Genomic DNA, 25,979 nt, shown 5'->3' with positions numbered 1-25,979 from the left:
TCAAAAAAGCCACAGGAACCTATTAATGACAGTATTTAAACCCTGTTTACTGGCGCTAACTATTGCCAGTTTTATGCTACACGCCGAAGACAACGCGCCAACCTGGGATGTGAGTGCGCCACAAGGCCAGTTTGAAACAGTTGGTATAAATGTGCAGCAAGGTAGTTGGATGAATATCACCGTAAGCCCGGATGGTAAAACACTGGCGTTTGACTTACTGGGCGATATTTACACCATGCCCATTAGCGGCGGTAAAGCAACCGCCTTAACTAACGATATAGCCTGGAATATGCAGCCGGTATTTAGCCCGGATGGTAACACCATCGCCTTTACCAGTGACCGTGCCGGTGGCGACAATATTTGGCTAATGAACGCCGATGGCACAAAGCCACGCGCCGTGACTAATGAAACCTTTCGCTTACTGAACAGCCCGGCCTGGAGCCCCGATGGCCAATTTATTGTTGCTCGTAAACACTTCACGGCCAGCCGTTCGCTAGGTGCCGGTGAGGTATGGCAATACCATGTTAGCGGCGGCAATGGTGTAATGCTAACCGAGCGGGCTAATGATCAGAAAGATTTAGGCGAGCCGGCGTTTTCCAATGACGGCAAATATATTTACTTTTCACAAGACGACACCCCGGGTAAAACCTTTCATTACAGCAAAGATTCAGAGTCGGGCATTTATGTTATTAAACGCTTTGAGCGCAATACCGGTAAAATTGAAGAGCTGATTGGCGGCGCTGGGGGTGCTATTCGGCCAACCCCTTCAGCCGATGGCAAATATTTGGCCTATATTCGCCGGGTAGATTTTCAAAGCACCTTGTTTTTATATGACTTAAGCAGTGGCGAGCACATTAAGTTATATGATGGCTTGGATCGCGACATGCAAGAAACCTGGGCCATTCATGGTGTGTACCCTACCCTAAGTTGGAGCCCAGACAACCAAGCGCTGTTTTTTTGGGCTGGCGGTGAAATTAAACGGCTGACTATTGCTAATAAAGCAGTAACAACGGTGCCGTTTGAAGTGAATACCAGCAAACAAATTCAAACCGCACTGCGGGTTACGCAGGATTTGGATAAAACCGATGTTGACGTAAAAATGCTGCGCTTTGTGCAAATATCACCTGATGGCAAACAAGCGGTATTTACTGCGTTAGGCCATTTATACATTACCGACTTAAGCGATCCGAAACCACGACGGCTAACCAAACAAAGTACCGACTTTGAATTTTACCCTTCGTTTTCCCGCGATGGAAAAGAGCTGGTATTTGTTAGCTGGAATGACCAAACCCAGGGCGCAGTTAACCTGCTTAACCTGCGAAACGGCCGGGTAACTAAATTAACCAGCGAGCCAGGTAAATACATTGAACCTACTCTAAGCCCGGATGGTAAAACGGTGGTGTACCGTAAAATTGGTGCCGGCAGTTTATTACCGCGCCAGTGGTCATTGAATACCGGCTTGTACCAAATTAGCCATAAGGGTGGCAACAGCAAACTAATTGCCCGTAATGGCCGCTCGCCAATGTTCGGCGCCAGCAATGACATCGTTTATGCGATGGATTATGCTGGTTCACCCAGCTTTATCAGTATTGATTTACAAAAACTTAGCCAGCAAACCCTGTATACCGCCAAATTTGGTACTGAATTTACACTATCTCCCGATGGTAAGTATCTGGCCTTTGCTGACCGTTTTAAAGTGTTTGTGACACCCTTTATGCAGCGCGGCCAAGCCATTGATATCAGTGGCAACGATAAGCAGCTGCCGGTAAAGCAGCTGTCGGTGCGGGCGGGTGAGCATATTAGCTGGAGTGGTGACAGCCGTAATCTGTATTGGAGCTTAGGACCTGAGCTGTATCATGCCAGCATAAACGGCCTGTTCGATAGCGCCAGCAGTGACGACTTTAAGGTGGCTACCGGTATTAATCTTGGCTTTAAAACGCCGGCCGATATCCCACGCGGCATGGTTGCCTTTGTGGGTGGCCAGGTGCTTAGCATGAAAGGCGATGAGGTTATCGAAGATGGCGTGGTTATTGTTGAAAATAACAAAATTATAGCGGTTGGCCGCCGGGCTGACATTGCCGTGCCCGGCAACGCTAAGGTGTTCGATATTAGCGGCAAAACCATTATGCCGGGGTTATTCGACGCCCACGCCCATGGCAGCCAAGGTAACCAGCAAATTACCCCGCAACAAAACTGGCAAAACTATGCCGGCTTAACCTTTGGGGTTACCAGTATTCACGACCCCTCGAACGATACCCGCGAGATATTTTCAGCCAGTGAGCTGCAGCAAAGCGGCCAAATTGTTGGCCCGCGTATTTTCTCTACCGGTACTATTTTATACGGAGCAGAAGGCGCCGGTTACACCTCACATATTGACAGCTTGGACGATGCTAAATTTCATTTAGAGCGGTTACAAAAAGTGGGTGCTTTTAGTGTAAAAAGCTATAACCAACCACGGCGTAATCAGCGCCAGCAGGTTATTCAGGCAGCACGAGAGTTGGGTATGATGGTAGTACCCGAAGGTGGCTCATTAATGCAGCATAACTTAACCATGATTGTAGATGGCCATACTACTATTGAACACGCCCTGCCAGCGGCCCGGGTGTATGACGACATTAAGCAACTATGGCAAGCCAGTGGCACTGCCTACACCCCTACTTTAAACGTGGCCTATGGCGGTATTTGGGGCGAAAACTACTGGTACGACAAAACCGAAGTGTGGAAACATCCGCGCTTAAGCCAATTTGTGCCAATGGACGTACTGGCACCACGCAGCATGCGCCGCCCTACTGCGCCTGAGCATCATTACAATCATTTTGAAGTAGTAAAAACGGCCAAGCAGCTAAGTGATTTAGGGGTTGTTACTAATATCGGTGCGCATGGCCAACGTGAGGGGTTAGGCGCGCACTGGGAAATATGGATGTTTGCCCAGGGCGGTATGAGCCCGCTGGAAGCACTAAAAACCGCCACCATTAACCCGGCAAAAACCTTTGGCATGGACCATCAGTTAGGTAGCATTGAGGTTGGTAAACTGGCCGACTTAATTGTCATTGACGGTAACCCACTGGCCGATATCCGCGTTAGCGATAAGGTAGTGTATACCATGGTGAATGGCCGTTTATTTGATGCAGCTAGCATGAACGAAATTGGTTTACGTGAGCGCAAGCGCCAGCCGTTTGAGTTTGAACCGAAGTAACAGTTATCGAAATAACAGTTATATAGTTCCCCCACCTCTATTAGTTAGAGGTGGGGATTATTCTGAAGTAAAGTGTTACAACAAACCTAACTTACTGCCACCAACACCGACTGTACTAGTTCAATATAGCTATTGGTATCTTCATTAAGGCCTTTTACTTTAAGCCTGTCGGCATACGCCAGCTTGGCACTCATCACAAACCAAAATATTGCACTAATAAACCCGACAAAACGCCATATATTTGATTTTGCCCACTTCAGCGCAAACATAATAGACAGTACATACATAACAAAACCGGCTAATTTAGACGACGCCCAACCATTAACAAACGGATACAAGTTAAGCGGATTAACCACCACCAGATAAATAGCCGTGGCAATAAAAAGGGTATATAAAATATGTGGGCCAATTTTCAGTAGTTTAATATTAACCTTGTCTGAGCCTTTAATGGTTAGTAAAAAATTAATAAGAAAAAACAGTAACGTCAGCGCGATTATCGTTAAATGGGTATGTTTTATTATCATGTACATGTTATTTATCCCTAATGCTATTTTTTATACTATTTAGCCTGTCAGTATATCGTTTTTTGACTCAGACAAAACTAGCTGTGTTGCTTTATTTTGCAACTACAACCTCGGTATCACCCGCCTCGCAATTATCATAAGTTAAGTAAACCGCAATTAGAAAAATATCACGCTTGCTTGTTAGTCAGAAAAACCCGTGTTTAAATACGGGTCTTTGCGCCCGATAAACTTTATGTTTTAAGGGAGTATTCAAATGAGTAAGTGGATGACAAAGAAAAGAATTACCATGTTGGCAACTCTGCCATTGGCAGGCTTGTGTTTCACTATTCTTTTAAATTTTTTCACCGGACTAGGATACTCAACTTCAATGGATCAGGGGGTGGTTAATTGGTATGCAACTGTGATAGCCAAACATCACCATCGCTATCAAAAACGCGCCCTTTGGTCGCTCGACTCGCAACAAGTTGCTCGCGTTTGTGGCGGACGTTAGCTTTCATGGAGAAATTGTGCGCAAATCAGGCATCGTAATATTTATTCTTGTTCTATCCTTAGTGTTTACTGGGGCTTTTTTTCAAAGACACGCACTTGCCTGCGATTTACTTCCAATACTAAATTACTAGCAGATCAATAGTGGAGTATTTATTGCGGATGATGTTTCAGAACCGAATGCCAACATTATAAGTGAACTTGTTGAATCGGCTTCAGAGCGAATTAGTCATGTTTATGGTAAACCGATATCGACACCGAGATTTGTGATTACTGCTGACATACATAGTGCTGCAGATTGGGGAGCAAACGAGACAGCTTCGATGCATCGCATGCCATGGCGCTCCTGCATAGTAATTGGACCTAAAGGACAGAACACTGACGTGATTTCTCATGAGTGGCTTCATGCAGAAATCCAGCATCGAATTGGTTTCATTCGTTTCTTAACAGAAATTCCTGTTTGGTTTGATGAGGGGGTGGCACTTACACTCGACTACAGAAAACCGTTTTTACCTGAGAATATTGACTTAACCGATGAAGCGTTAGGCCGCAGAAGGCATGCGAGTGAATGAGGTAACGATGTCGTGAAATTACAGATTTTCAAGTATTTGGATCGCATCCGCTCCAGCTTCTGGTTCATTCCAATCATCATGGCTGCCGGGGCGGTAACGTTGGCCTTTGTGGCTGTCGCCTTCGATCCCCGAGTGACGGACTGGTTGCGGCTTACCATGGGCTGGACGTTCGTCCAAGGGGCAGCCGGGGCGAGCACCATGATGGGGACCATCGCCGGATCAATGATCACCATCGCCGGAGTGGTTTTCTCCATGACCTTGGTCGCCCTGTCGCTCGCCTCATCGCAATTTGGACCGCGCATGCTCCGCAACTTCATGCGCGATACCACGACCCAGGTGGTGCTCGGCACGTTCATTGCCTCCTTCCTATACTGCCTGCTCGTTCTTCGCACCATCCGCCGCGTAGAAGAAGTCTTCTTCGTGCCTCATCTGTCGGTTTTGCTCGGCGTGGTACTCGCGGTGGTGAGTGTAGCGGTGTTGATCTACTTTATTCATCACGTATCCGTTTCTCTTCAGGCCAACGAAATCGTAGCGCAAGTCAGCAAGGAGTTGACGGAGGGGATCGCCCGCCTGTTCCCGGAACAGATCGGACGGGGCGCTCCACAGATTCCGGCAACGCCGCCCGACGCCAGCTTCATCAACGCGTTCGACCAGGAGGCACATCCGGTTGGTGCGACGGGGGACGGCTACCTTCAGTTCATCGACTTGGACGTTCTGATGGCGTTGGCCATAGAAAAGGATGTGGTGCTTCGGCTGGAACGGGCGCCCGGACATTACGTTGTAGCCGAACGGCCGCTGGTCTTGGTCTGGCCCGAAAGCCTTGCAACTGACGAGCTCATAGCTCAGATCCGTTGCGCGTTTACACTGGGCAACGAGCGAACTCCTCGCCAAGACATCGAGTTTACAATCAACCAACTGGTTGAGATCGCGGTACGGGCGCTTTCCACCGGGGTGAATGACCCATTCACGGCAGTTGCGTGTGTGGATCACCTCGGGTCCGCATTGTCTCGCTTGGCTCAACGCGGGATGCCATCGCCATATCGACATGACAAGCAGGACCAGCTTCGGTTGATTACGCCTACCGTCTCCTTTTCGATATTCGCGGACGCGGCGTTCAACCAAATTCGGCAGAATAGCCGCTCCTGCGCCGCAGTGACCATCCGCCTACTGGAAACGATTGCCGTGGTCGCTGAGTTTGCACATCGCGCAAAGGATCGCGCTGCGCTCTTAAGACATGCCCAGATGATTAACCGAGGAGCTAGCGAGGGATTGTCGGAAAGCGAGGACCGCCGGGTGGTGGAAGAGCACTACGAGGCGGCGCGCCAGTTACTCAGCGAACCGGAAAAGCCTAACATGTGAAATACATTTACACGCGTAAAGGATTCAAGGGGCAAGGTAGTTTATAGCAAAGCCGGACACGTCGAGTATGGAAATACACTATTAGTATAATTTTTTCTACAGCGCTAATTTCGCTGTTAGCTTTGTCTTTATTTACATCTAAGCGTAATATTAGCGCGAGCACATTTTGTTGTTAATTTTATTTGTGGTAGAGAAAAGGTAATAGGTAATGATTAATACCAAAATATATAAGTCAGTATATACCTTAGCAGAAAAGCTTATGGCTGCTGACAAGAAAGGTGATAAAGAAGCGTTTGCTTTGCATTATGCAGAGCTGAAAGCACTTTGCACCGAACACGAAAATACCAACAAAGATCACCCGGAACAATGGGAAACACTTGCAGACTTTACCGAACAATTTGATGAAGCACTGGCTGGTTACGAAAAAGCGCTGGAAAAAGCCATCGCGATTAATTCAAAGGAGCATATCGCCTCTATCGCATTCTCTATGGCCAGCTTACAAATTGAATTAGGTCATACTGATGCCGCGATAAAAAATCTGCAATATGCAAAAATCAGCGCTAATAAAATTGATGATAAAGACTTTAAAATAGAAATAGACGAACTACTGGCAACGCTATTAGCTAACTAAGCTTAACCGAACGATAAGCGTCAATAATATGCTGCACATTGGCGTTGTTGCCTTGCTGAATGCGTTGGTAGTGGTTAAGCGTGTTATCTAAGTAGTTGGCGGTAATCTCAGCTTGCTGCACTGATTTGGCATGCCAGATTTTGTCGCCAACCTCACTGATTTTTCTGGTGATATCAGCTGCCGATGAAACCAGAATAATTTCATAAAAACGTTGATTATCTTCAACTAACGCTTCATGTTGCAAACTAAATTCAAGCTCAATTAAGCTGCGCCGTAATGCAAAATGGTGATATACCGGACACAGCAAAAATTCAATGTTTAACCTTGGGTATTGCTGATAAATAGCCTTTACAAACTGGATTATTAAATCCCCGCCTACCCCGGCAATGATGACTAAATGTGTTCCTTCATAATCTGCCAAGGGTAAGCTTGCCGCATCTAAGCAGTGCGTTTGCCAGCGTGAATTAGGGTAATGTTGGCACAATTTGCTGTTAAGTTCAGCCATTAACTGCGGAACAATATCAACAAAATGCACGGTGTTAGCGGCTTGCCGGGACAATAAAGCGGCCCCCAGAAAGCCATGATCACAGCAACAATCCCAAATATGGCTATAATCTGCGGTTACCATGTGTTCAATCTGCTGTAATCGTTTACTGAGTTTCAAGCACCAAGCCTAGTTAATGGTAAAAACGAGCACAGTGTAATAGTTTTATTGCCTTTAGCGAAGTTAGTAATAACACTTGAGCGTAAAACTAACACCTAAAGACACCATGCTATTGCTATTAGCTCAGCCCATTACCAAAACGGATTTGGTATTAACAAACTCTCGCATACCGAAGCCGCCATGTTCGCGGCCATAGCCAGAATCTTTAACGCCGCCAAACGGCATTTTCGGGTTAGCCAAACCAAAGCCATTAATGAATACCATGCCGGTATCAAAATACTTTGTGGCTAATTCGATCGCTTGTTCAGTATCTTCCGTAATAATACCGCCACCAAGGCCAAAGGGGCTGTCATTGGCAATACGCATGGCGTCTGTGGCGTCTGCGGCGCGGATTAGCGAGGCAACGGGCCCGAATAATTCAGCATCATAGGCAGGCTGGCCAGGGGATACCTCTGCCAGCACGGTTGCTGGATAGTAAAAGCCAGCGCAATCTGGAATGTTGCCACCACAAAGAATTTTTGCTCCTTTTGCGACACTTTCTTCGACTTGTTGGTGCAAGTCATCGCGCAGATCTTGTCGGGCCATTGGTCCGAGGTCGACCGTATCAGACATCGGATCACCCATTTTTACCTGTTGCATTGCTTTTACGAAGGCATCACGGAACTGATCATAAATCGCGTCCACAACAATAAACCGTTTTGCCGCAATGCAGGTCTCACCGTTGTTATAGATACGCCCCTGAACACATATTTTAACTGCTTTTTCTAAATCGGCATCTTCCAGCACAAGGTAAGCATCATTAGAGCCCAGTTCAAGCACCGTTTTCTTTAGCTCAGCGGCCGCTTGCTGCCCCACTATACGCCCGGCCGCCGGGCTACCAGTCAGGGTTACGCCGCGCACGCGTCGGTGTTTAATAACAGTTTCTGATTGATCGTGATCAACAAGCAGCACCGAGAACAGTGCGGCGGGCAGCCCTGCACTTTGATAAATTTCTTCAAGCAGCAACCCCGTTCCTGTTACCGATTCCGCATGCTTGAGCAACACCCCATTTCCCGCCATTAGATTAGCGATTGAATAGCGGATAACCTGATATGCCGGATAATTCCAGGGCTGAATGCCGAAAATAATCCCGATCGGTTCATAGCAAATAAGGCCATATTGTCCATCGCCGAGATCGCGCTTTTCTGACGCAAGATGCTCTGGCGCACTGGCGACCGTGTAGTCACAAATAGCCGCGCAAAGTTCAACTTCCTCAAGGCTTTGCTGCAAAAGTTTACCCATCTCATCGGTCATTACACGGGCAAGCTCATGCTTGCGGTTAAGTAACGCCTGGCCAATTTTCTTGATGATGTCACCGCGATATTCGAGTGACTGATGACGCCAATCAAGAAACGCCGTATGGCAATTTTCAACGATGCTCAACACAGCGTCGTCGGTCATTATTTTGTAGGTATTAAGCTTATTACCAGAAGCAGGGTTAATAGTTTTAAGCATATTCGTCATGTGTTCTCCTAAATATAGGTAAAAGATAAGCATAGTCCATACGGTAAACTTAGCCTACAACGTCACCGCGTGAAGGGGCGTCAAGCGTTTCAAGATCAGTATCATTGCCTGCACTCAACTTGGTCAAGCTCGTTAAGGGGCGCGTAGGGTTCTCGTCTGACCCGCCATACTGGTCTGAGCGATGATTTAAGGACAATCGAGAAATCGTTCACTAACCAGGGAATCTCAGCGGTTTCCAGCGCGCGAGGCTTCGATACGGGCCCAAATCCGTCGCCTATAAATGTCTTTGCATCCGCCACAATCGCAGACGACGCAACAGGTGACTGCCCGTCCGGTTGCAAAGAGGTGTGGGAAATGCAGCCGACATGCCAGAGCTGAACGAATATTCGTCCAGCTTTCTCATGCACCGCGTTGGTTACCACTTTCCATGCTTCAGTCTGAGTTTTCGAATAGACGCCTGGCATGTCGCTTTCAAGATTTGCTTGATTGCTGGTCAGGGGTGCTTTAACGATACGATTGGAGAGGCTGATGCCTCCCCGCTGTATTGGCGAGAATAGTTTGGCTGTCATACGGGTTACCCAGTTTTACATGATAAAAATGAAGTAAGATGGAGCTTGCCACACTACAAGCAAACCGCCTCAGAAGGTTCATCGCTAACTGAGCGGACCTGTCTATTTTTCAGGTACCTTAGACAGATATCATTATCAGGAAGTAATCAACATTGTTAGTAATGCCAAAGCTTTTGTCTGTTCGATGCCACACACTACAACAAGAATGGGTTATCGAATCAACCGGAGCGACACAGTTAGCAATGAGCAAACGCAAGCCAAATAACTTTTGATGGCTTTGGATGACTTTGGGGCAAGCAGATTGGTTCGGTATAGCACAGACAGCTTTTCGAAGGCCTGATAACGTAAGCCTTTTAAAGCCGGCCCGACATTCCAGACAGCGATGCACCCTGCTATCTTGTTTGACACCCGAGAGAAAAATCAGTGATGCGCCCAGTCAGTGATGCGCGGAAAAAGATCTGGCGCATCGCGTACTGTAAATTGAATAACGTAATCACCAGGAATAACAACAAGGAGATGACGATGACTGAAAACTTAAATCCGGTGAACGCCTTCCAAAGATCACCGTATCACGCCTCGACTGGCGTATAGACTGATGCCCATACGTGAAGTTGATGTTGCCATCATCGGTGCGGGCACAGCAGGCATGGGAGCCTTTAGCGCCGCGCGAAAGCACACCAACAATCTGGTGCTGATCGAGGGCGGCCCCTATGGCACCACCTGTGCACGGGTCGGCTGCATGCCATCAAAGCTGTTGATCGCGGCGGCTGAGGCCGCCGAAGCTGTGCGCACGGCGGCCGGTTTCGGTGTTCACGTTGCGCCGCCGCGCATCGACGGCGCCGAGGTAATGGCGAGGATTGGCCGCGAGCGCGACCGTTTCGTAAGCTTTGTACTGGACGCGGTAGAGGCCATCGACCCTGCCCAACGCCTGAAAGGCTGCGCGCGATTCGAAGGTCCGCATACCCTGCAGCTTGACACTGGCGAGACCCTGCACGCTGCACGAATCGTTGTGGCTACTGGCTCTGTGCCAGTGCGGCCAAAGGCATTCGATGCGGTGGGCAACCGACTTATCGTCAACGATGATGTGTTTAATTGGACTGATTTGCCAAAGGCTGTCGCAGTGTTTGGCGGCGGCGTGCTGGGCTTAGAAATAGCGCAAGCACTGCACCGGCTTGGCGTACGCGTCCGGTTGTTCGGCAAGGGTGGCAGCGTCGGCCAGTTAAGCGACCCTGCAGTGCGTAAGGCTGCCGCTGCCGCTATTGGCGCAGATCTGCCGTTCGACCCCGATGCAGACGTGCAGAACATCGCGCGTGAGGGTGACGAAGTGATCGTGCGATTCACTGAAGCTGGCGAATGCCGCGAAGAGCGGTTCGACTGGCTGCTGGCTGCCACAGGACGCCAACCTGTACTCGATGGACTAAACCTCGTTGCATCAGGCCTCACGCTTGATGATCGAGGGATGCCACAGGTCGATCCGCTGACGATGCAGGCCGAGGCGGGGCACATTTTTTTCGCCGGTGATGTCGCCGCCCGCATTCCGTTACTGCACGAAGCGGCAGACGACGGCCGTATCGCGGGCGACAACGCCGGGCGATTCCCCGAAACGTTGACTCACTCGCGGCGCACGCCGCTCGCCATCGCGTTTACTGATCCGAATATCGCCACTGTTGGCGCGTCATTCGCTGAATTGACGGACGCCTGCTGCGACTTCGCTATTGGCGAGGTGGATTTTTCCAATCAGGGGCGGGCGCGCGTGCTGCGACAGAACCGAGGGCTGCTGCGGCTTTATGCAGAGCGCGGTACCGGCCGTCTGCTTGGCGCCGAAATGGCTGCGCCTAGGGCTGAGCATCTGGCGCATCTGCTAGCCTGGGCGATACAGTCCGGGATAGATGTGGAAACCGCGCTGGCCATGCCCTTCTACCACCCGGTTATCGAGGAGGGTCTGCGCACCGCCTTGCGCGATCTCAGCCTGAACTTGGGTCGTCAATCCGACAATCCCCCGTGCAGTATCGACTGCGGCCCTGGTGCCTGAGGCACATGTCGTTATTTTCATTGACATATGAATTTTTATCTTTGCGATATAGCGAATTACTGTTTTGGGATACAGTACAATGCTGTAAGGATGGGGTTGCTGAACTTACAAGGCAACAGTTAGCCGCTGTTGCCGTGGTAATAATAAGGATTAGTAACGAACGATAATGGTCTTAAAACCGCAGAAAATTGATTGCTGGGTTGGTTTAATGACCTAACACATTTTTATCGTTTTTCTTTGTCGATTTGGCCGCTTTCTTTTCTTTAGCAGTTAAAAGCGGTTTCTTTTTAACGTCTTTTTTACTGTCTTGACCTTTACTCATGATGTTTACCTGCATTAATTAATAAGGATAACTGAATTAACTTAACGGTACGGCGCATAACTAACATATTATGGCCTTAATTAAATAAAGCGCAACTGCTCTACTACTCAAGCTCAATCATTACTTCATTTCGGCGCAGCATTGGCAACGTAATCGGGCCGTTATAGCCAGCTTCTACTGGCTGACCTTTTGCCGTGTAACCATTTTTTGCTATCCAATCAACCAAGATTTTTGTGTGTTTGGCTACGTTTCGCTCGCTAAGCGTACCGCTAAATTGAATAGCCGCCACTTTATAGTTTTTAAGCTCACTAACCAGCACATCTGGGTTAGTAGGTTTAGGGGTTGTTTGTAGCGTAAAATCTTTTGGCATAACAAACGACATCATAGACGTCCCTGCCTGCGCATTCATTAACACCGGGGCAGTCATGGAAATTTCAGTGCCTTTATTTTTGGTCGTGTTGCCCGCTTGGTTATCCATAATTACCGGGGCAGTCATTGCTATTTCGGCCGCGCCTTCGTTCTCGCCGGTAATGTATTTAAACAGTTTTCTAAAGGCGCTATTTCGGCCATCACCCGCCATATCGGTTGACACTATTACCATAGAATCGTAGTTACGCACTTCAATTTTTTGTGCTTCGTCAGATTTTAATAAGGTGTAAGGGGCGGTTTCGACATTACTTTGGCCAAATACTGAACAGCCAGCCAAAAAGATAGAAGCAAATATTGAGAGTAGTAATTTCACGTATCGTCCTTAATTAGAATAAATATAAAGCTTATACGAAGCGTAGCAGACAACGGAGCATGTTTTTATTTTTGAGCCGCACCAAGCCACAACCCTGCTCCACAAGCCATTAACCATAACAACAGCGATAACACCATATAGCCAGCTGCTAATAGCTGTTTTTCGGCTTGCACTAGTTGCATTACCTCAAGGCTGAAAATAGAGAATGTGGTAAAACCGGCACACACTCCACTTAACATAAACTGTTTTTGCCAATCACTTACCTGCCAACGGCCACCGGGCCCGGTTAAGCTGGCGTAGCAGCCAATCCAGAACGAGCCAATAACATTTACCAGTAAGGTGGCAAGGGGCAAGGTATCAACAGGGGTTGCCAACCACCACGAGCAGCCATAACGAAGTAAAGCGCCAATAGCACTTCCCAGGCCAACGGCCAATAACAAGCCTGGCTTTAGCATAGCCAATTACCCAAGGCAAAACCTGCAAAAACCAGGCCTAAGCAAAGGCCAAACGACAAACCGATATTGGTCAGCGCTAGTCGATAATACTGGCTTTGCCATAGTGCCAGCGTTTGTAGGCTAAAAGAAGAAACGGTGGTATAACTGCCTAAAAAACCACTGACGATAATATAGTCGATGTTGGCAACAGCAGAAAAATTAATGATAAGCGCCGCCATTATACCGATAGTAAAAGCACCACTACTATTGACAAATAGCGTAGCCAGTGGAAATCGCACGCCATAATATTTAGCTACAATACCCGACATAACATAACGCAGCATGCCACCACAGGCGGAGGCTAGGGCCAGCATTAACAGCATACCACCGGACTGTACCAGTTCGCTCAAACTGCCTGCTTATTTATAATAGTTCGATAATACCGCTGACACTATCTTGCAGTGCTTGCGCTGTCAAGCAGGGAGCGCTGCCTGCATGTAACGTTATAATTGTTCTATTTTTTGTCGTTTTGTTGCGATATATCAATTATATAATCTGAATATGCTTTGAGGTATGTTGGCTAATTGCTATACACTAAAATAATTAACCCTGGCAACCTTAGCGGAGGCAAAGTGCTGCAGCAATTTTTAAATCAACTGCTTCACGCACTAAAAAACTTATTACCGATAGTGCTGGTGGTGGTGTTTTTTCAGCTTGTTATATTTCAGAGCCTGCCATCTGAACCTATCAGTATTGCTGTTGGTTTACTTATTGTTGCCATAGGTATCGCCTTGTTTTTACTTGGGCTGGAGCTCAGTATCTTTCCGGTAGGTAAAAACCTCGCGAACCAATTTGCCCGTAAAGGCTCATTACCACTACTGATGTTTTTTGGTTTTGCTATAGGTTTTGCCGCCGTTATTGCCGAACCTGCACTGATTGCTGTTGCTGAAAAAGCCGAACAGATCAGCGATGGCCGGGTTAACGGTTTAACATTACGGCTTATTGTGGCGCTGTCCGTTGGCGCGGTAATGGTATTAGGCGTTCTGCGGATTATTTTAGGCTGGCCCATTCATTGGCTAATGATTGGCGGTTATATCATAGTATTGCTGGTAACCTTTTTTGCGCCCGCAGAAATTGTTGGTTTGGCCTATGATTCTGGAGGTGTCACCACCAATATTGTTACTGTACCGCTGGTAGCTGCATTAGGGCTGGGCCTGGCCAGTTCGATTAAAGGCAGAAAGCCACTTACCGACGGTTTTGGCTTAGTCGCTTTAGCCGTGATGGTGCCGATGATCAGTGTGCAACTTTATGGCATTTGGGTATATAACTTCAGTAGTGCCACTGTTATCGCACTCTCAGCTACTGCACCCAGCCAACTGCACTGGTTATTAAACGCCCTGCTCGATTTAGCAACCATGATAAAAGACATTTTACCGATGATAGCCGTCGTTTTAGTCTTTCAATATATTATATTACGCCGACCTCTGCCCAACCCCATTAAAGTGGTGGCGGGTTTTGCGATGGTACTATTGGGCCTATATGCTTTTGTTTTAGGACTAAAACTGGGGTTGTTTCCGGTGGGTACCTTAATGGCAGAGCAGCTGATTAATAAAGGATTTAATAGTCTAATTTTACTATTCGCGTTTATGATTGGCTTTGCTACTACTATGGCCGAACCAGCACTGATTGCTATCGGCAATCAGGCAGAGGAAGCGGCCCGCGGTAAACTTAAAGGTTCAGCTATCAGGCTGATTGTCGCTTTCGGCGTAGCTATTGGTATTACCATAGGCGTTTACCGAATTATTAGTGGCGACTCTATTCACTATTATATTATTGCTGGTTATTTACTGGTGGTAGTACTTACGGCCTTTGCACCTAAATACATAGTGGCATTGGCCTTTGATTTGGGCGGCGTAACCACGTCTGAAGTAACGGTACCACTGGTAACCGCACTGGGTATTGGCTTGGCCAGTTCCATTGAGGGTCGTAATGTATTAATTGACGGCTTTGGCTTAATAGCTTTCGCCTCTATTTTTCCAATTATAACGGTGATGTTGTATGCCATCGTAGTAGAACGTTTTAGTACGGTTAGGAGTAAACCAATATGAAATTTTCGGCAATAGTTGTTATTGCACCAGATGATCTGGAAGAACAGGCTATCGCACAGGCAAAACAGGCCGGTGCCACCGGTATTACCATTTTATCTGGCAGGGGTATTGGCGGTGAAAACCGCAAAACTTTTTTTGGTATGACTTTCGAAGGCAGCCAGTCGGTATTATTAATGGTTGTTGCCAAACACTTGTCTTTGCCCATCTTGAAGAAAATGAGAGGTTTATTACTGGATCAGGGTAATTCCCGTGGTATTGCCTTCACGGTATCAATTGATCATTTAACCGGCTTGGATATGGGCCAGGTAATGAAATTTGAACAACACTTGCGCGAGCAAAACGACTAGGAGCAAATAATGGCCGTTAAATTAGTTAAACATTTGATGGTAGCAAACGTAGTATGCATTTCGCCGTTTAGTACTCTGCGGGAAGCACTTAGTTTGATGAAAAAACACACTATTAAGTGTCTGGTGGTCGACCGCCAAACGCCTCATGATGCTTACGGTTTAATTACCTACACGAATATTTTAAAGACGATTATTGCTGAAGAAGGCGATATCGACCTGATTAATGTTTACGATGTTTGTATTAAGCCTGCATTGGCCGTTAGTCAGGAAATGGCGGTAAAGTATGCAGCTGACTTAATGATCCAACATCACTTAAAACGCTTGCTGGTAACCAGTGACAACCAACTGGTGGGCTTGCTTACCGTGGATGACATGGTTAAGGATATTTTATTGTTGATTGATTAAGCTGAATTAATGCCCTAATTATTGTTTAGTAAAAGTAGCAACTGATTACGCTGCTGCTCTACATCTTGCGCATCAAACGGCAGCACTACATCGTCTTTGCCATTGCCGGTTATATCGGCTACCAGTACTTTTCGGGCATCGCGAGGTAGCTTAAGCTTTACCTGCTCTGGCCGACGACTAAAAAGACGACTGGGCTCAGGCCCGTAAAAGTTTAACTGATTACCACCCTCGCCCACAATCAGGCTTTTCTTGCCATTGCCTTCCAGGTTAGCCAGTTTGAACAATGGCATGTCGTAGCGCAGATCACTAATGCTAACATCGATTGTGGCAACTTGTTGAAAATCGGGTTTGGCATTGTATTGCCGCTGAGCATTTAATAAATAAAAGTCGATATCTAATTTAGCACTGCCTCTTAACAACACCCGCACTATGGTACCTACGCCAAAATCTGTACTGGGAATATAAAAGTCTTGCCGGCCATCGGCATTAAAATCAGCAATAACCACATCAATCGGTGACGTGTCGGTGGTGATCCAGGTATCTGGCTCGGCGTTAAAATGTAAACCTGCTGGCGTTTTTTCACCAAAATGCACCCGAAAACTGTTATTGCGCTTCAGCGCATCGGCCAGTTGCTCACGATTCACCACTAAATCTGGTGTACCGTCGCCATCAATGTCGGTTATTTCACGTAAACTATCAATATTCTGCCCGGTATAACTGCGCCCGGCGTCATTACGCTGATCGGCCTCTTGTTCAGTCGACAATGCTACCGGCCAGTTTTGCAATACCGGCTCGGTATTAAAGCTACCATCAGGTAGTTGATAAAAAACTTGAAACTTACCACCAACAACAAAGGCCAAATCAAGCCTGCCGTCTAAATCAACATCGACCACATGGTGGCGCCGTGGCTCATAACTGGGGCTGTCACGCCAACTGGTTACTTCAGCATTGATATTCAATGAGTACTGGCTAAAACTGCCGTCGGCTTGCTGGCGAAATAAGTGGCTTTTGCTAAAATCGGTTACTAGAAAGTCGGCCTGTTGGCCGCCAAGTTCCAGCACAAAATCAGTTTGTCGTAAGCGATTTTTATCTAACACCCGGTATATTGAAGGGCTTTGCAGCAACGGCTCAGTATTGCCACTTACGGGGTTATACCAACTTATACCATCAAGGGTGAGAAATACCACAGCCTGGCGCGGTAGAAGGTTGCCAGTAACTATTGTGGCTTGACTAAAGTACTGGGCATTATCCGGAATTTTAATTAACTGAGTGCGGTAATCGGCTAAATCAACCAGAGTTAACCAACGCTCAAATTGACTAAAACCAGAAACGGCCAATTGCTTTGCTGCAGGCAGATGTACAATATTGCCGTTTGCCGGATGGCCAAGTGCAATGGTAATTTTATCAAGTTGCTTGGCACCAAGCGGCAAACTTAATACTAATAATAGCCAGCATCGATTTCTCACGTTCAATATCCCTGTGTTAACAGCTGTCACCAACCCGGCAAACTGCCATACTATATCGTTGCCATTACACAGCAGCAAGCCACGTTAACGCCTATAATAAAAAAGCCAGCGTAATGCTGGCCTTATCTATAACACTACTTTTAGTGTTAACAGTATTAATTAACGGGCATTGGTGCTTTCAAAAATTTTGTCAGCAGATGCCGCCACAAATCCGCTATACAACATACCGTTCGCCAGCGGATAACGGCGGGCAAACTCGTAAAAACAGCTGGGAATAGTAGCAATACCATCACTAAACTGTACTGGTTGTAAATCGGCCAGAGTAGACGATTGCTCTAAATACACCTCTGGCGTACCTTTAATTTCGCCACCTGACGTATTAAGCAAAAAGCCAGCTTGTTTAAGCGTAGTATTAACCTGCTCTAAACTACTAAAGCTGTGCAGCTCATTAACACTAACGGTAAAATGGTTAGCGCGATAACCCCAAGCAGCAACCCAGGCGGCGTACTCACTTTCGGCCAGTAAATGCTCATATGTAGCCTGACTCAGCTGCCAGTGAACGCCACTGTATAAAAAGTTGGCGGCAATAACAGCGTCAGCCGGAATTTGCGCTACCAGCGCGGTAATGGTATCGCGCAAATAGGCAGAACACTTATCCAGTAATAGCTCCGAAATAAACACTTTTGGCTGGTTACGGTCTGGGTGCTCATAATGCCGGGCATACAGCTTTTTTGCTTCAAAGTGATATTCACCACATTGCTCATACCCCAGCGCCAAAAAATGCGCTGCCAGTTTGTCCAGATTTACTTTCTCCAGATTAAAGGTACGTAAGGCAATATGATCATTACTAACATCATCCTGCTGTGACGACCCCAACAACTGGTGCACTTTTTTGGCAGAAGGCGTTACCGCAACATAGTCTTGCCATAAGTTGGCGAACAGGGCGTTTACATCAGTATGCATAGCTACTCCGATTTAAGTCTTTTTATACAATTAATAACAGTAATTTTACTATCAACATTTTTAAATGGGACAATATTAATGAAACAGTCTACGGCGCACAGCCATTATCAGCTCTGATCTAAATTAATAAAACGTGCCATATCACCCTCTTTTAACGCCAGTACCGCCGCTAACGCTGGGCTAATCAACAAGGTATTCGTTTGCTCATCAAAACGGGCGGTTTTGCCAAAGCTGGCCCGAAATCCCTGAATAGCAGTATTTGCTACCGCCAGAGTAACGTCGCCCTGCACTTCAACGACCTTAACCGGCACTTTTTTGCTGGCCGCCACCGACTTTATTTGCTGCAACGACGCTTCGACTGTCGGGCCGGCATCAAATAAATCAATATAACCACGGTGGCAAAAACCTTCTTTTTCCAACATCCGCAGTGCGGGCTTAGTATTTTCATGCACTTGCCCAATAACCTGCTGCGCCGACTCCGGTAGCAAACCAACATAAATGGGATGGCGTGGCATCAGTTCCGCAATAAAGGCTTTTTTACCTACCCCAATAAGCTGATCAGCGGTCGGAAAATCAATGGTTAAAAACAATCTTTGCAGCCAGTGCCAAAATGGTGGCTGGCCGTCTTTATCGGCCGCACCACGCATTTCAGCAATAACGTTGTTGGCGAAACGCTGCGGGTGTTCGGCCATAAATAAAAACCGTACCTTCGATAAAAAGCGGCCAGCATGATTACGCCGGTAACTTTCGCGCAAGAACAGCGTACAAATTTCTGAAGCACCAGTGTAGTCATTGCACAGTGTTAATGTTTTTAACTGGTTTATAACGTTCAGTTCTGCACTGTGATGCACTATGGTGTTCTGCTGAAAATGATACAACGGCGTTTGCAAACCCACCGCGGCCTCAATACCCGTAGTGCCAACAATTTCACCGGTTGTTGTATCTTCCAGCACAAATAAATAGCCTTGATCGCCCGGGCTTTCGACTACCGCGTTAAAGCTTTGCTCGGCATGCTTAATTTTTTCCGATAACCGAGCATCGTGTACCGGTAACGAGGTAAAACCATGGCCAGATTCAATGGCTATTTGTTTTAATGCTGCAAAATCAGCAGTAGTGATGGGCCTGATAACCAGCATAAATTATGCCTGCTTTGCCATGGGAGCAGCCACTTGAGCAATAGCTTGCTCAAAACGGGCCATACCTTCAATAATATCCGCATCGGGGATCACCAATGACGGTGCAAAGCGCACCACATTCATCCCTGCCACTAAGGTCATAACACCGTGCTGGCTGCCCGCCAGCATAATATCGCGCGCTTTGCCCGCATAATCAGCATTTAACACCGCACCAATCAATAAACCCATACCGCGCACTTCGCTAAAAACACGGTATTTAGCATTTATCCGGTGTAATTCCTGCTTAAATAACTCAGCTTTGTCTGTTACGCCCTGCAATACTTCTGGCGTATTTACGGTATTAACAGCGGCCAATGCCACCGCACAACCAAGCGGGTTGCCGCCATAAGTGGAACCATGCGTGCCCACCACTAAATGTTTGGCAATCTCGGTGGTGGTTAACATAGCGCCAATCGGAAAACCGCCACCTAATGCTTTGGCAGTGGTTAAAATATCTGGCGTAACGCCATACGCCATATAAGCATAAAGCTCACCGGTGCGGCCCACACCGGTTTGTACTTCATCAAAAATCAGTAAGGCGTTATTGGCATCACACAATTCTCGTACGCCTTGAATAAAATCGTTGGTGGCTGGCACTACACCACCCTCGCCCTGCATTGGCTCAACCATTACCGCACAGGTATTGGCATTTATCAGCGCTTTTAAGCTATCAAGGTTATTAAACTCAGCATGCTCTATCCCTTCAGGTTTAGGGCCAAAACCATCAGAGTAAGCTGGTTGGCCACCAACAGTAACGGTAAAAAAGGTACGGCCATGAAAGCCTTGCTTAAAGGCAATAATCTGATCTTTAGCCGCACCATATTTATCTTTGGCAACACGGCGGGCTAATTTTAACGCGGCCTCGTTTGCCTCGGCACCCGAATTAGCAAAATACACTTTTTCAGCAAAGGTACTATCAACCAGTGCTTTGGCTAATAATAATGCCGGCTCATTGGTTAATACATTTGATAAATGCCACAGTTTGTCGGCCTGGGTTTTTAAGGCCGTTACCAGTGCTGGGTGGCAATGTCCCAGACAATTCACGGCAATGCCACCGGCAAAGTCGATATACTCTTTACCCGCCTGATCCCATAGCCGTGACCCTTCACCTTTAACCGGAATAATTTGCGCCGGAGCATAGTTAGGCACCATTACATCATCAAACATACTTCTGGTCGGTTGCATATAAACCTCTTTGTTATCAGCTATCGCCCCCGTTAATACCGTTAGCTTAGGTTGGGGCTTACACAATTGAACTATTATATTCGCTAGCCATAACAATGTGCAGTATCATTATTATCAATTTAATAGGTAAATATTACATTTTAACGGAAGGAGTTAGCAAAGTGATAACCAAAGACGATGAAAAGCTCTTAGCGGTACTGCAATATAACGCCAGGGCCAGTATTTCTGACCTGGCGCGGCAGCTTACTGTGTCGCGTTCTACCGTGCAAACCCGCTTGCAAAAGCTTGAGTTAAGCGGCGTAATTAAAGGTTATACGGTAGAATATGGAGACGACTATTTAGCTACTCTGGTTGCGGCGCATGTCAGTATTAAAGTGCGGCAAAAACTGACTGCCCGTACCAATATTGAGCTTAAGCAACTGCCGCAGGTCGCCGCGCTGTATGCGATTAGCGGCGAGTTCGATTTAATTGCCATAGTACAGGCACAAAATACTGAGCAGCTTAGCCATATTCTGGATGATATTGGCAATTTAGAAGGGGTTGAGCGCACTACGTCTTCGGTTATTCTGGAAACCAAATTTAAGCGCTAAGGAACATTTTAATGTCAGAGCCCCTAACACAAGTCAGCTTGCGTGAAGCTTTTTTATACTGGCTAAAACTGGGTTTTATTAGCTTTGGTGGCCCTGCCGGGCAGCTGAGCATGATGCATCAGGAATTAGTAGAAAAACGGCGCTGGATTTCTGAACAACGCTTTTTGCATGCGTTAAATTACACCATGCTGTTGCCCGGACCAGAAGCACAACAATTAGCCACCTACATTGGCTGGTTATTGCATGGCAAACGTGGCGCGTTTATCGCTGGCCTGCTGTTTATTCTGCCGTCATTTTTTATCTTATCGGGGCTGGCCTGGTTGTATTTGGTGCATGGCGATGTACCTGTGGTACAAGGTGTGCTGTACGGCATTAAACCGGCAGTTACTGCTATTGTTCTGTTTGCTGCCTGGCGCCTGGCAAAAAAAACCTTACATACCCCTGCTTTGCAAGCACTGGCATTGCTAGCATTAATCGGTATTGCCGCTTTTAAGCTGCCCTTTCCACTGATTATTTTTACTGCGGCGCTGGCAGGTTTAGTGTTAATGAAGTGGTTTCCACACCAATTAAAGGTACCCGCGAGCCACGTGGCAGCGCCATCGGCGGCAACTACTGCAGCCGTTATTAATGATCAAAGCGCGGTATCTGCCCGGCAACGCTTTAGCTGGCGCAAACTGCTCATCGCGGTGGCAATCGGCATTATTGTCTGGCTGGCAGCAATTGGCCTGTTAACTACCGTCTATGGCTGGCACAGCACGCAAACCCAGTTAGCCTGGTTTTTTACTAAAGCCGCTTTACTCACTTTTGGTGGTGCCTATGCGGTACTGCCTTATGTTTATCAAGCTGCCGTTGAACAATATCAGTGGCTTACTGCTTTACAGATGATAGATGGCCTGGCGCTAGGTGAAAGCACGCCAGGGCCACTTATTATGGTAGTTACTTTTGTCGGCTTTGTGGCTGGCTGGAGCCAGCAATTGTTTGGCGCCGATAGTCTGTTGCAAGCCGGTATTATGGCGGCAGCAATTGTCACTTTTTTTACTTTTTTACCGTCATTTTTATTTATTATCGCCGGCGCACCGCTGGTTGAGGCCAGCCGGCAACACAGCGCATTTACCGGCCCTCTAACGGCCATTACCGCGGCTGTAGTGGGGGTTATTGTTAATTTGGCGCTGTTTTTTGGCTACTACGTGCTGTGGCCAGCAGGCTTTGCCGGCCAGTTTGATATAAAAGCACTACTGCTGGGATGCGCTGCTGCGCTGGCGCTGTTTAAATTTCAGCACAGTATTATGCGGGTGCTGGTTTTTGCAGCCGCTGCCGGGGTATTGCTTAGCCTGTTTCAATAAACGTTATCAGCGCCGCAACAGTGTGACAGTAGCGGGTCTTGCTTGTTGCCACAGCGTTGGCGTAGCTTTTAAATAATCTATCATGGCAATGGCAGCAACTTTACAATCGTTACCCGCTACTTTACACGGCAAACCCTCCGCTTGTTGATAGTGTGCTACAAAGGCCTGCTGGCCGCTGCTATCGGTGATGGCATCGACCCGCTTCACCGGATAAATCGCTAATTGTTGCTGCTCAATAATCAGATCCAGCCGATCGGTACCCTGCTGCTGTACTTGTTGCAGCCGCTGCCATCCGTCATTGCCATTCGCCAGATAATTGGTCGTGGCCAAGCTGTATCTCGTATCAGGATCAATGTCCTGCCAACGTTCGCCGTCTAACCACTGTAATTGCTGCAACACAGCCTGACCACTAGCATGTTCTTGAGCGATATAGCGCAAATGACTGCTGTAGGGAAATTTTCCAGCATGCGCGCCAGCCGGTAAGGTGGCGTTGATCACTTGCAGTAGCAGCTCGCTAAGCTCTGCACCTGTTAGGGTAACAATGCTCAGCGGCGTATCAAATGGCAGAATTTCTAAACGAATATGCCCTTCATAAATAGCACCGGCTTCTAGGTTAGCCCGGATATTGCCGGCGCCAATCAGGGCAAAATCGACCTGGCGACCAGTTTTAGCCCGCACCGCCGGCATATTTAACCAATAATACATGGCATCGGTAATATGGCCAGCCAACACTGAGCCATGCTGATCGCTACCATCGGTTCCCGGCAAACGAACATGCGAAATGCTCTGCTCAGTGACGCTGATTTGTTCGCCATACGCCTGTCGTACTGCCGGTAAATACACCTGATTCAGCACCTGGCGCAATTCTGGGTTTTCTTCAGTTATCGCGGTACGTTGTAAACGGTTAATGTAACTCTCTACTGTTAACTGCTCAGTTGCCGCTATGCGGCTGTTATCACTGCGAAGTGGTAGGGTAAAATAGTCACGACTGGCCAATAGGGTGTTTTCACCCTGACACTGCGTTAAGCGGCCGGTATTATCAAATGTCACCTCAGCCAACCCCACTGCCTGGGCAAACTGACCCGCCTGCACAATACAGGTAACGCCAAGACCATCCGGGTTAGTGATATTGTCGGCATACGGCGCCTGCTGGCCCAAATACCATTGGCTAAAATTACCCAATAAACTGTGTGAGTGGCCGCCAACGATCACATCAATGCCATTAACTTGTTGTGCCAGATTAATATCGCGTTGATAGCCCAAGTGAGTTAACGCAATAATGTGGTTTATGCCCTTTGCCTGCAAATAATCAACGGTAGCCTGTGCTGCGCTAACCTCACCGGCAAACACCAGCTGGCCGGTATCGGGCACCATGCTGCGCATATTTTCCAGCGCTAACCCAAAAACGGCCACCGCAGTTTTATTTGCGGTATCGGTGATATTTTTAACCGCAATAAGCTCAGTGCCTTCAAGCACAAAAAGCTGATAAGCTTTTAAATTGGCTACTGCGGCTAAAGCGGGCTCTGCCGTATTATCAACATTAGCGGCCAATAGTGGAAAATTAATATTCTCAGCAAAATCGGCTAGTTTATCTAAGCCAATATCAAACTCATGGTTACCCAGCGCCATAGCGTCAATACCCATGCGATTTAAAATATCAATGTTAATTTTCTGCTCAAAAATCTCAAAATACGCGCTGCCTTTAAAGGCATCACCACCGTGTAAAAAAAGTGACGCAACGCCACGTGCGGTGGCCTCACGTTGTAATTGCCGTGCTTTGGTTAATAAACGTGGATGGCCGCCAATATAGGTATAAAGCGGCATACCCGTTGGGCCTTTTACCTTAGCCGGGGTAGCGTCAAATTGAGAGTGAGTGTCATTAATATGCACAATGCTTAGCGTAACACCTGAGTTCGTTTTAGGTTGACTACTGCAACCGCTTACCAACAGCAATGCCAGCAGCATAACGGCCGCAGTGTGGCTTACTGGTTTCTTAATCACAATACGGCCCGAATTTTTTCAGATAACGCTTTTATTTTTGCCATATCGCCTTGCTCAGCACCATGGCGCTGTAATTGTGATAAATGGGTTGGTATTAAATGAAAATGCAAATGTGGCACAGTTTGTCCGGCGGCTTGGCCATTTAGCTGCATCATGATCACGCCCTCAACGCCTAATGTCGATTTTAAGGCTGAGATTACTTTTTGCACCGTTGTCATGGTATGAATAAGGTGTTCCGCCGGTATATCCAGCAGCGTTTCAGCTTCAAATTTCGGGATCACCAAGGTGTGGCCTTCTGCTTGGGGCATGATATCCATAAAAGCCAGACTGTAATCATCTTCATACACTTTAAATGCGGGGATATCGCCACGCAGAATTTTAGCAAAAATATTGTCGGTATCGTAGTTCATGTAATACTCCTTGTTAGCGGGTGTTGCACGAAAGCGTTTTAACTAAACAGATATTTAGCATGAAAACGTAAATGCTGCTCAATAAAACTGGCAATAAAATAGTAGCTGTGGTCATAGCCTTGCTGCAAGCGGATCTCGGCCTTTACTCCCGCTTGTTCTGCCGCAGTAATTAAGCTTTCGGTACACAGCTGCTGCGGATAAAAGTTATCTGCCGTTCCCTGATCGACCAATATTGGCAGCGCCTGCTGCGTTTTTTTCAATAATTCTGAGGCATCATAATGCCGCCATTGGCTTTTATCGTCGCCTAAATAACCGCTAAATGCTTTAATACCCCAGGGGCTTTTTAATGGGTTACAAATAGGCGAAAAGGCAGAAACGGAGCGGTAGCGCTCTGGGTTACGCAAACCAATCACCAACGCACCATGGCCGCCCATTGAATGGCCACTAATGGCCCGAACTGCTGACACAGACAGTTCAGCCTCAACCAGTGCAGGTAACTCACTAACGATATAGTCATACATCTGGTAGTGTTTTGCGAACGGCTCGCGGGTAGCATTTACATAAAAACCGGCCCCTAAACCAAAATCGTAGGCGCCGTTTTCATCATCCGGCACGCCGTCACCGCGGGGGCTGGTATCCGGAATAATCAGTGCTATCCCCAGCTCTGCCGCCACCCGCTGGGCGCCGGCTTTGCCAGAAAAGTTTTCGTCGTTGCAGGTTAAGCCTGACAACCAATACAACGCCGGTACTTTGGTCGTTGCAGCCTGCGGCGGCAAAAACACGGAGAACTGCATTTCGCAGTTCAATACTGTTGACTGATGTTTAAAACGAAGCTGTTTACCGCCAAAGCAAAGCTGCTCGCTTAGTTTGGTTAAAGCTGATGTTGTCATAGGTTATCCCTTTCTGCTGACGGCCAGAGAGGATTAGAACCCCGCACTGGGCGACACAGAGT

The 25,979-nt window shown here is 47.3% G+C and carries 25 protein-coding genes; 11 read left to right on the top strand and 14 right to left on the bottom strand.

The features are described from left to right. Positions 1-25 precede the first annotated feature (25 nt). Positions 26-3,196 carry an amidohydrolase family protein gene (locus VT06_RS04600; protein WP_046553097.1) on the top strand — a complete coding sequence of 1,057 codons (3,171 nt, stop codon included), beginning with the start codon at positions 26-28 and terminating at the stop codon, positions 3,194-3,196. A gap of 86 nt (positions 3,197-3,282) precedes the next feature. On the opposite strand, the gene VT06_RS04595 is transcribed toward VT06_RS04600, so the two are convergent. After that, positions 3,283-3,726 carry a SirB2 family protein gene (locus tag VT06_RS04595; RefSeq protein ID WP_046553096.1) on the bottom strand — a complete coding sequence of 148 codons (444 nt, stop codon included), beginning with the start codon at positions 3,724-3,726 and terminating at the stop codon, positions 3,283-3,285. Positions 3,727-3,973: 247 nt separating this feature from the next. Between VT06_RS04595 and VT06_RS18025 the strand changes: the two genes are divergently transcribed. The 4 genes from VT06_RS18025 (at position 3,974) to VT06_RS04580 (ending at position 6,768) form a co-directional block, all read left to right on the top strand. After that, positions 3,974-4,210 carry a hypothetical protein gene (locus tag VT06_RS18025; RefSeq protein WP_152658975.1) on the top strand — a complete coding sequence of 79 codons (237 nt, stop codon included), beginning with the start codon at positions 3,974-3,976 and terminating at the stop codon, positions 4,208-4,210. A 262-nt stretch (positions 4,211-4,472) separates the two neighbouring features. Then, a complete protein-coding gene (locus VT06_RS04590; RefSeq protein ID WP_046553095.1) occupies positions 4,473-4,778 on the top strand; it encodes a hypothetical protein in 306 nt (101 codons plus the stop codon). A gap of 12 nt (positions 4,779-4,790) precedes the next feature. After that, positions 4,791-6,137 carry a DUF2254 domain-containing protein gene (locus VT06_RS04585; RefSeq protein WP_046553094.1) on the top strand — a complete coding sequence of 449 codons (1,347 nt, stop codon included), beginning with the start codon at positions 4,791-4,793 and terminating at the stop codon, positions 6,135-6,137. Positions 6,138-6,396: 259 nt separating this feature from the next. Beyond that, positions 6,397-6,768, top strand: coding sequence for a hypothetical protein (locus VT06_RS04580; protein ID WP_200897907.1), 372 nt, complete (start codon positions 6,397-6,399; stop codon positions 6,766-6,768). Here the strand turns inward: VT06_RS04580 and VT06_RS04575 are convergent. The 3 genes from VT06_RS04575 to VT06_RS04565 all read right to left on the bottom strand — a co-directional run bounded on the left by VT06_RS04575 (position 6,761) and on the right by VT06_RS04565 (position 9,504). Continuing rightward, positions 6,761-7,432 carry a tRNA (adenine(22)-N(1))-methyltransferase TrmK gene (locus VT06_RS04575; RefSeq protein ID WP_046553092.1) on the bottom strand — a complete coding sequence of 224 codons (672 nt, stop codon included), beginning with the start codon at positions 7,430-7,432 and terminating at the stop codon, positions 6,761-6,763. The two genes, VT06_RS04580 and VT06_RS04575, sit on opposite strands and share 8 nt — an antisense overlap. Before the next feature lie 123 nt (positions 7,433-7,555). Beyond that, a complete protein-coding gene (locus tag VT06_RS04570) occupies positions 7,556-8,935 on the bottom strand; it encodes an NAD-dependent succinate-semialdehyde dehydrogenase (protein ID WP_046553091.1) in 1,380 nt (459 codons plus the stop codon). 101 nt (positions 8,936-9,036) lie between these two features. Continuing rightward, entirely contained in the window at positions 9,037-9,504 is a 468-nt protein-coding gene (locus VT06_RS04565; protein ID WP_052750166.1) for a hypothetical protein, read from the bottom strand. A 595-nt stretch (positions 9,505-10,099) separates the two neighbouring features. Here VT06_RS04565 and VT06_RS04560 point away from each other — a divergent pair. After that, complete coding sequence (locus tag VT06_RS04560; protein WP_046553090.1) at positions 10,100-11,536, top strand: dihydrolipoyl dehydrogenase; 1,437 nt, start codon at positions 10,100-10,102, stop codon at positions 11,534-11,536. Between the two features lie 425 nt (positions 11,537-11,961). On the opposite strand, the gene VT06_RS04555 is transcribed toward VT06_RS04560, so the two are convergent. The 3 genes from VT06_RS04555 to VT06_RS04545 form a co-directional block, all read right to left on the bottom strand. Further along, positions 11,962-12,600: a heme-binding protein gene (locus tag VT06_RS04555; protein ID WP_046553089.1), complete on the bottom strand. Its 639-nt coding sequence runs from the start codon at positions 12,598-12,600 to the stop codon at positions 11,962-11,964. A gap of 65 nt (positions 12,601-12,665) precedes the next feature. Then, complete coding sequence (locus VT06_RS04550) at positions 12,666-13,055, bottom strand: CrcB family protein (RefSeq protein WP_046553088.1); 390 nt, start codon at positions 13,053-13,055, stop codon at positions 12,666-12,668. After that, a complete protein-coding gene (locus VT06_RS04545) occupies positions 13,049-13,444 on the bottom strand; it encodes a CrcB family protein (RefSeq protein ID WP_200897906.1) in 396 nt (131 codons plus the stop codon). The genes VT06_RS04550 and VT06_RS04545 overlap by 7 nt, the downstream gene beginning before the upstream one ends. A 222-nt stretch (positions 13,445-13,666) precedes the next feature. Here VT06_RS04545 and VT06_RS04540 point away from each other — a divergent pair, with 222 nt between their 5' ends. Genes VT06_RS04540 through VT06_RS04530 form a run of 3 tightly spaced genes read left to right on the top strand, consistent with a single transcriptional unit; the run spans position 13,667 to position 15,894 of the window. Next, positions 13,667-15,142, top strand: a complete 1,476-nt coding sequence (locus VT06_RS04540) for a DUF1538 domain-containing protein (RefSeq protein ID WP_046553087.1) — start codon at positions 13,667-13,669, stop codon at positions 15,140-15,142. Continuing rightward, complete coding sequence (locus VT06_RS04535) at positions 15,139-15,489, top strand: hypothetical protein (protein ID WP_046553086.1); 351 nt, start codon at positions 15,139-15,141, stop codon at positions 15,487-15,489. Before VT06_RS04540 ends, VT06_RS04535 begins: the two co-directional genes overlap by 4 nt. Before the next feature lie 9 nt (positions 15,490-15,498). Continuing rightward, entirely contained in the window at positions 15,499-15,894 is a 396-nt protein-coding gene (locus VT06_RS04530; protein WP_046553085.1) for a CBS domain-containing protein, read from the top strand. 14 nt (positions 15,895-15,908) lie between these two features. Here VT06_RS04530 and VT06_RS04525 read toward each other — a convergent pair whose 3' ends face one another. The 4 genes from VT06_RS04525 to VT06_RS04510 form a co-directional block, all read right to left on the bottom strand. Further along, positions 15,909-17,360 (bottom strand): VCBS repeat-containing protein, encoded by a 1,452-nt coding sequence (locus VT06_RS04525; protein ID WP_152658974.1) that lies wholly within the window; start codon positions 17,358-17,360, stop codon positions 15,909-15,911. 159 nt (positions 17,361-17,519) lie between these two features. After that, complete coding sequence (locus VT06_RS04520) at positions 17,520-18,323, bottom strand: DUF1338 domain-containing protein (protein ID WP_046553084.1); 804 nt, start codon at positions 18,321-18,323, stop codon at positions 17,520-17,522. 107 nt (positions 18,324-18,430) lie between these two features. Then, complete coding sequence (gene astA / locus VT06_RS04515) at positions 18,431-19,459, bottom strand: arginine N-succinyltransferase (protein WP_046553083.1); 1,029 nt, start codon at positions 19,457-19,459, stop codon at positions 18,431-18,433. A 3-nt stretch (positions 19,460-19,462) separates the two neighbouring features. After that, entirely contained in the window at positions 19,463-20,683 is a 1,221-nt protein-coding gene (locus tag VT06_RS04510) for an aspartate aminotransferase family protein (protein WP_046553082.1), read from the bottom strand. Between the two features lie 161 nt (positions 20,684-20,844). Between VT06_RS04510 and VT06_RS04505 the strand changes: the two genes are divergently transcribed. Together VT06_RS04505 and chrA are read left to right on the top strand one after the other, a co-directional pair. Beyond that, positions 20,845-21,273, top strand: a complete 429-nt coding sequence (locus VT06_RS04505; protein WP_046553168.1) for an Lrp/AsnC family transcriptional regulator — start codon at positions 20,845-20,847, stop codon at positions 21,271-21,273. 11 nt (positions 21,274-21,284) lie between these two features. Beyond that, positions 21,285-22,616, top strand: coding sequence for a chromate efflux transporter (gene chrA, locus VT06_RS04500; RefSeq protein ID WP_046553081.1), 1,332 nt, complete (start codon positions 21,285-21,287; stop codon positions 22,614-22,616). 6 nt (positions 22,617-22,622) lie between these two features. Here chrA and VT06_RS04495 read toward each other — a convergent pair whose 3' ends face one another. Genes VT06_RS04495 through fghA form a run of 3 tightly spaced genes read right to left on the bottom strand, consistent with a single transcriptional unit; the run spans position 22,623 to position 25,917 of the window. Beyond that, positions 22,623-24,617, bottom strand: coding sequence for a bifunctional UDP-sugar hydrolase/5'-nucleotidase (locus VT06_RS04495; RefSeq protein WP_235357358.1), 1,995 nt, complete (start codon positions 24,615-24,617; stop codon positions 22,623-22,625). After that, positions 24,614-25,027 carry an HIT family protein gene (locus VT06_RS04490; RefSeq protein ID WP_046553080.1) on the bottom strand — a complete coding sequence of 138 codons (414 nt, stop codon included), beginning with the start codon at positions 25,025-25,027 and terminating at the stop codon, positions 24,614-24,616. The genes VT06_RS04495 and VT06_RS04490 overlap by 4 nt, the downstream gene beginning before the upstream one ends. A 38-nt stretch (positions 25,028-25,065) precedes the next feature. Further along, positions 25,066-25,917, bottom strand: a complete 852-nt coding sequence (gene fghA, locus VT06_RS04485) for an S-formylglutathione hydrolase (protein ID WP_046553079.1) — start codon at positions 25,915-25,917, stop codon at positions 25,066-25,068. Between the last annotated feature and the right edge of the window lie 62 nt (positions 25,918-25,979).

This window comes from Arsukibacterium sp. MJ3, from assembly GCF_000987765.1.
In the GTDB taxonomy this organism is placed as follows: Bacteria; Pseudomonadota; Gammaproteobacteria; order Enterobacterales; family Alteromonadaceae; genus Alishewanella.
This window is presented reverse-complemented; position numbering and strand designations above follow the sequence as displayed.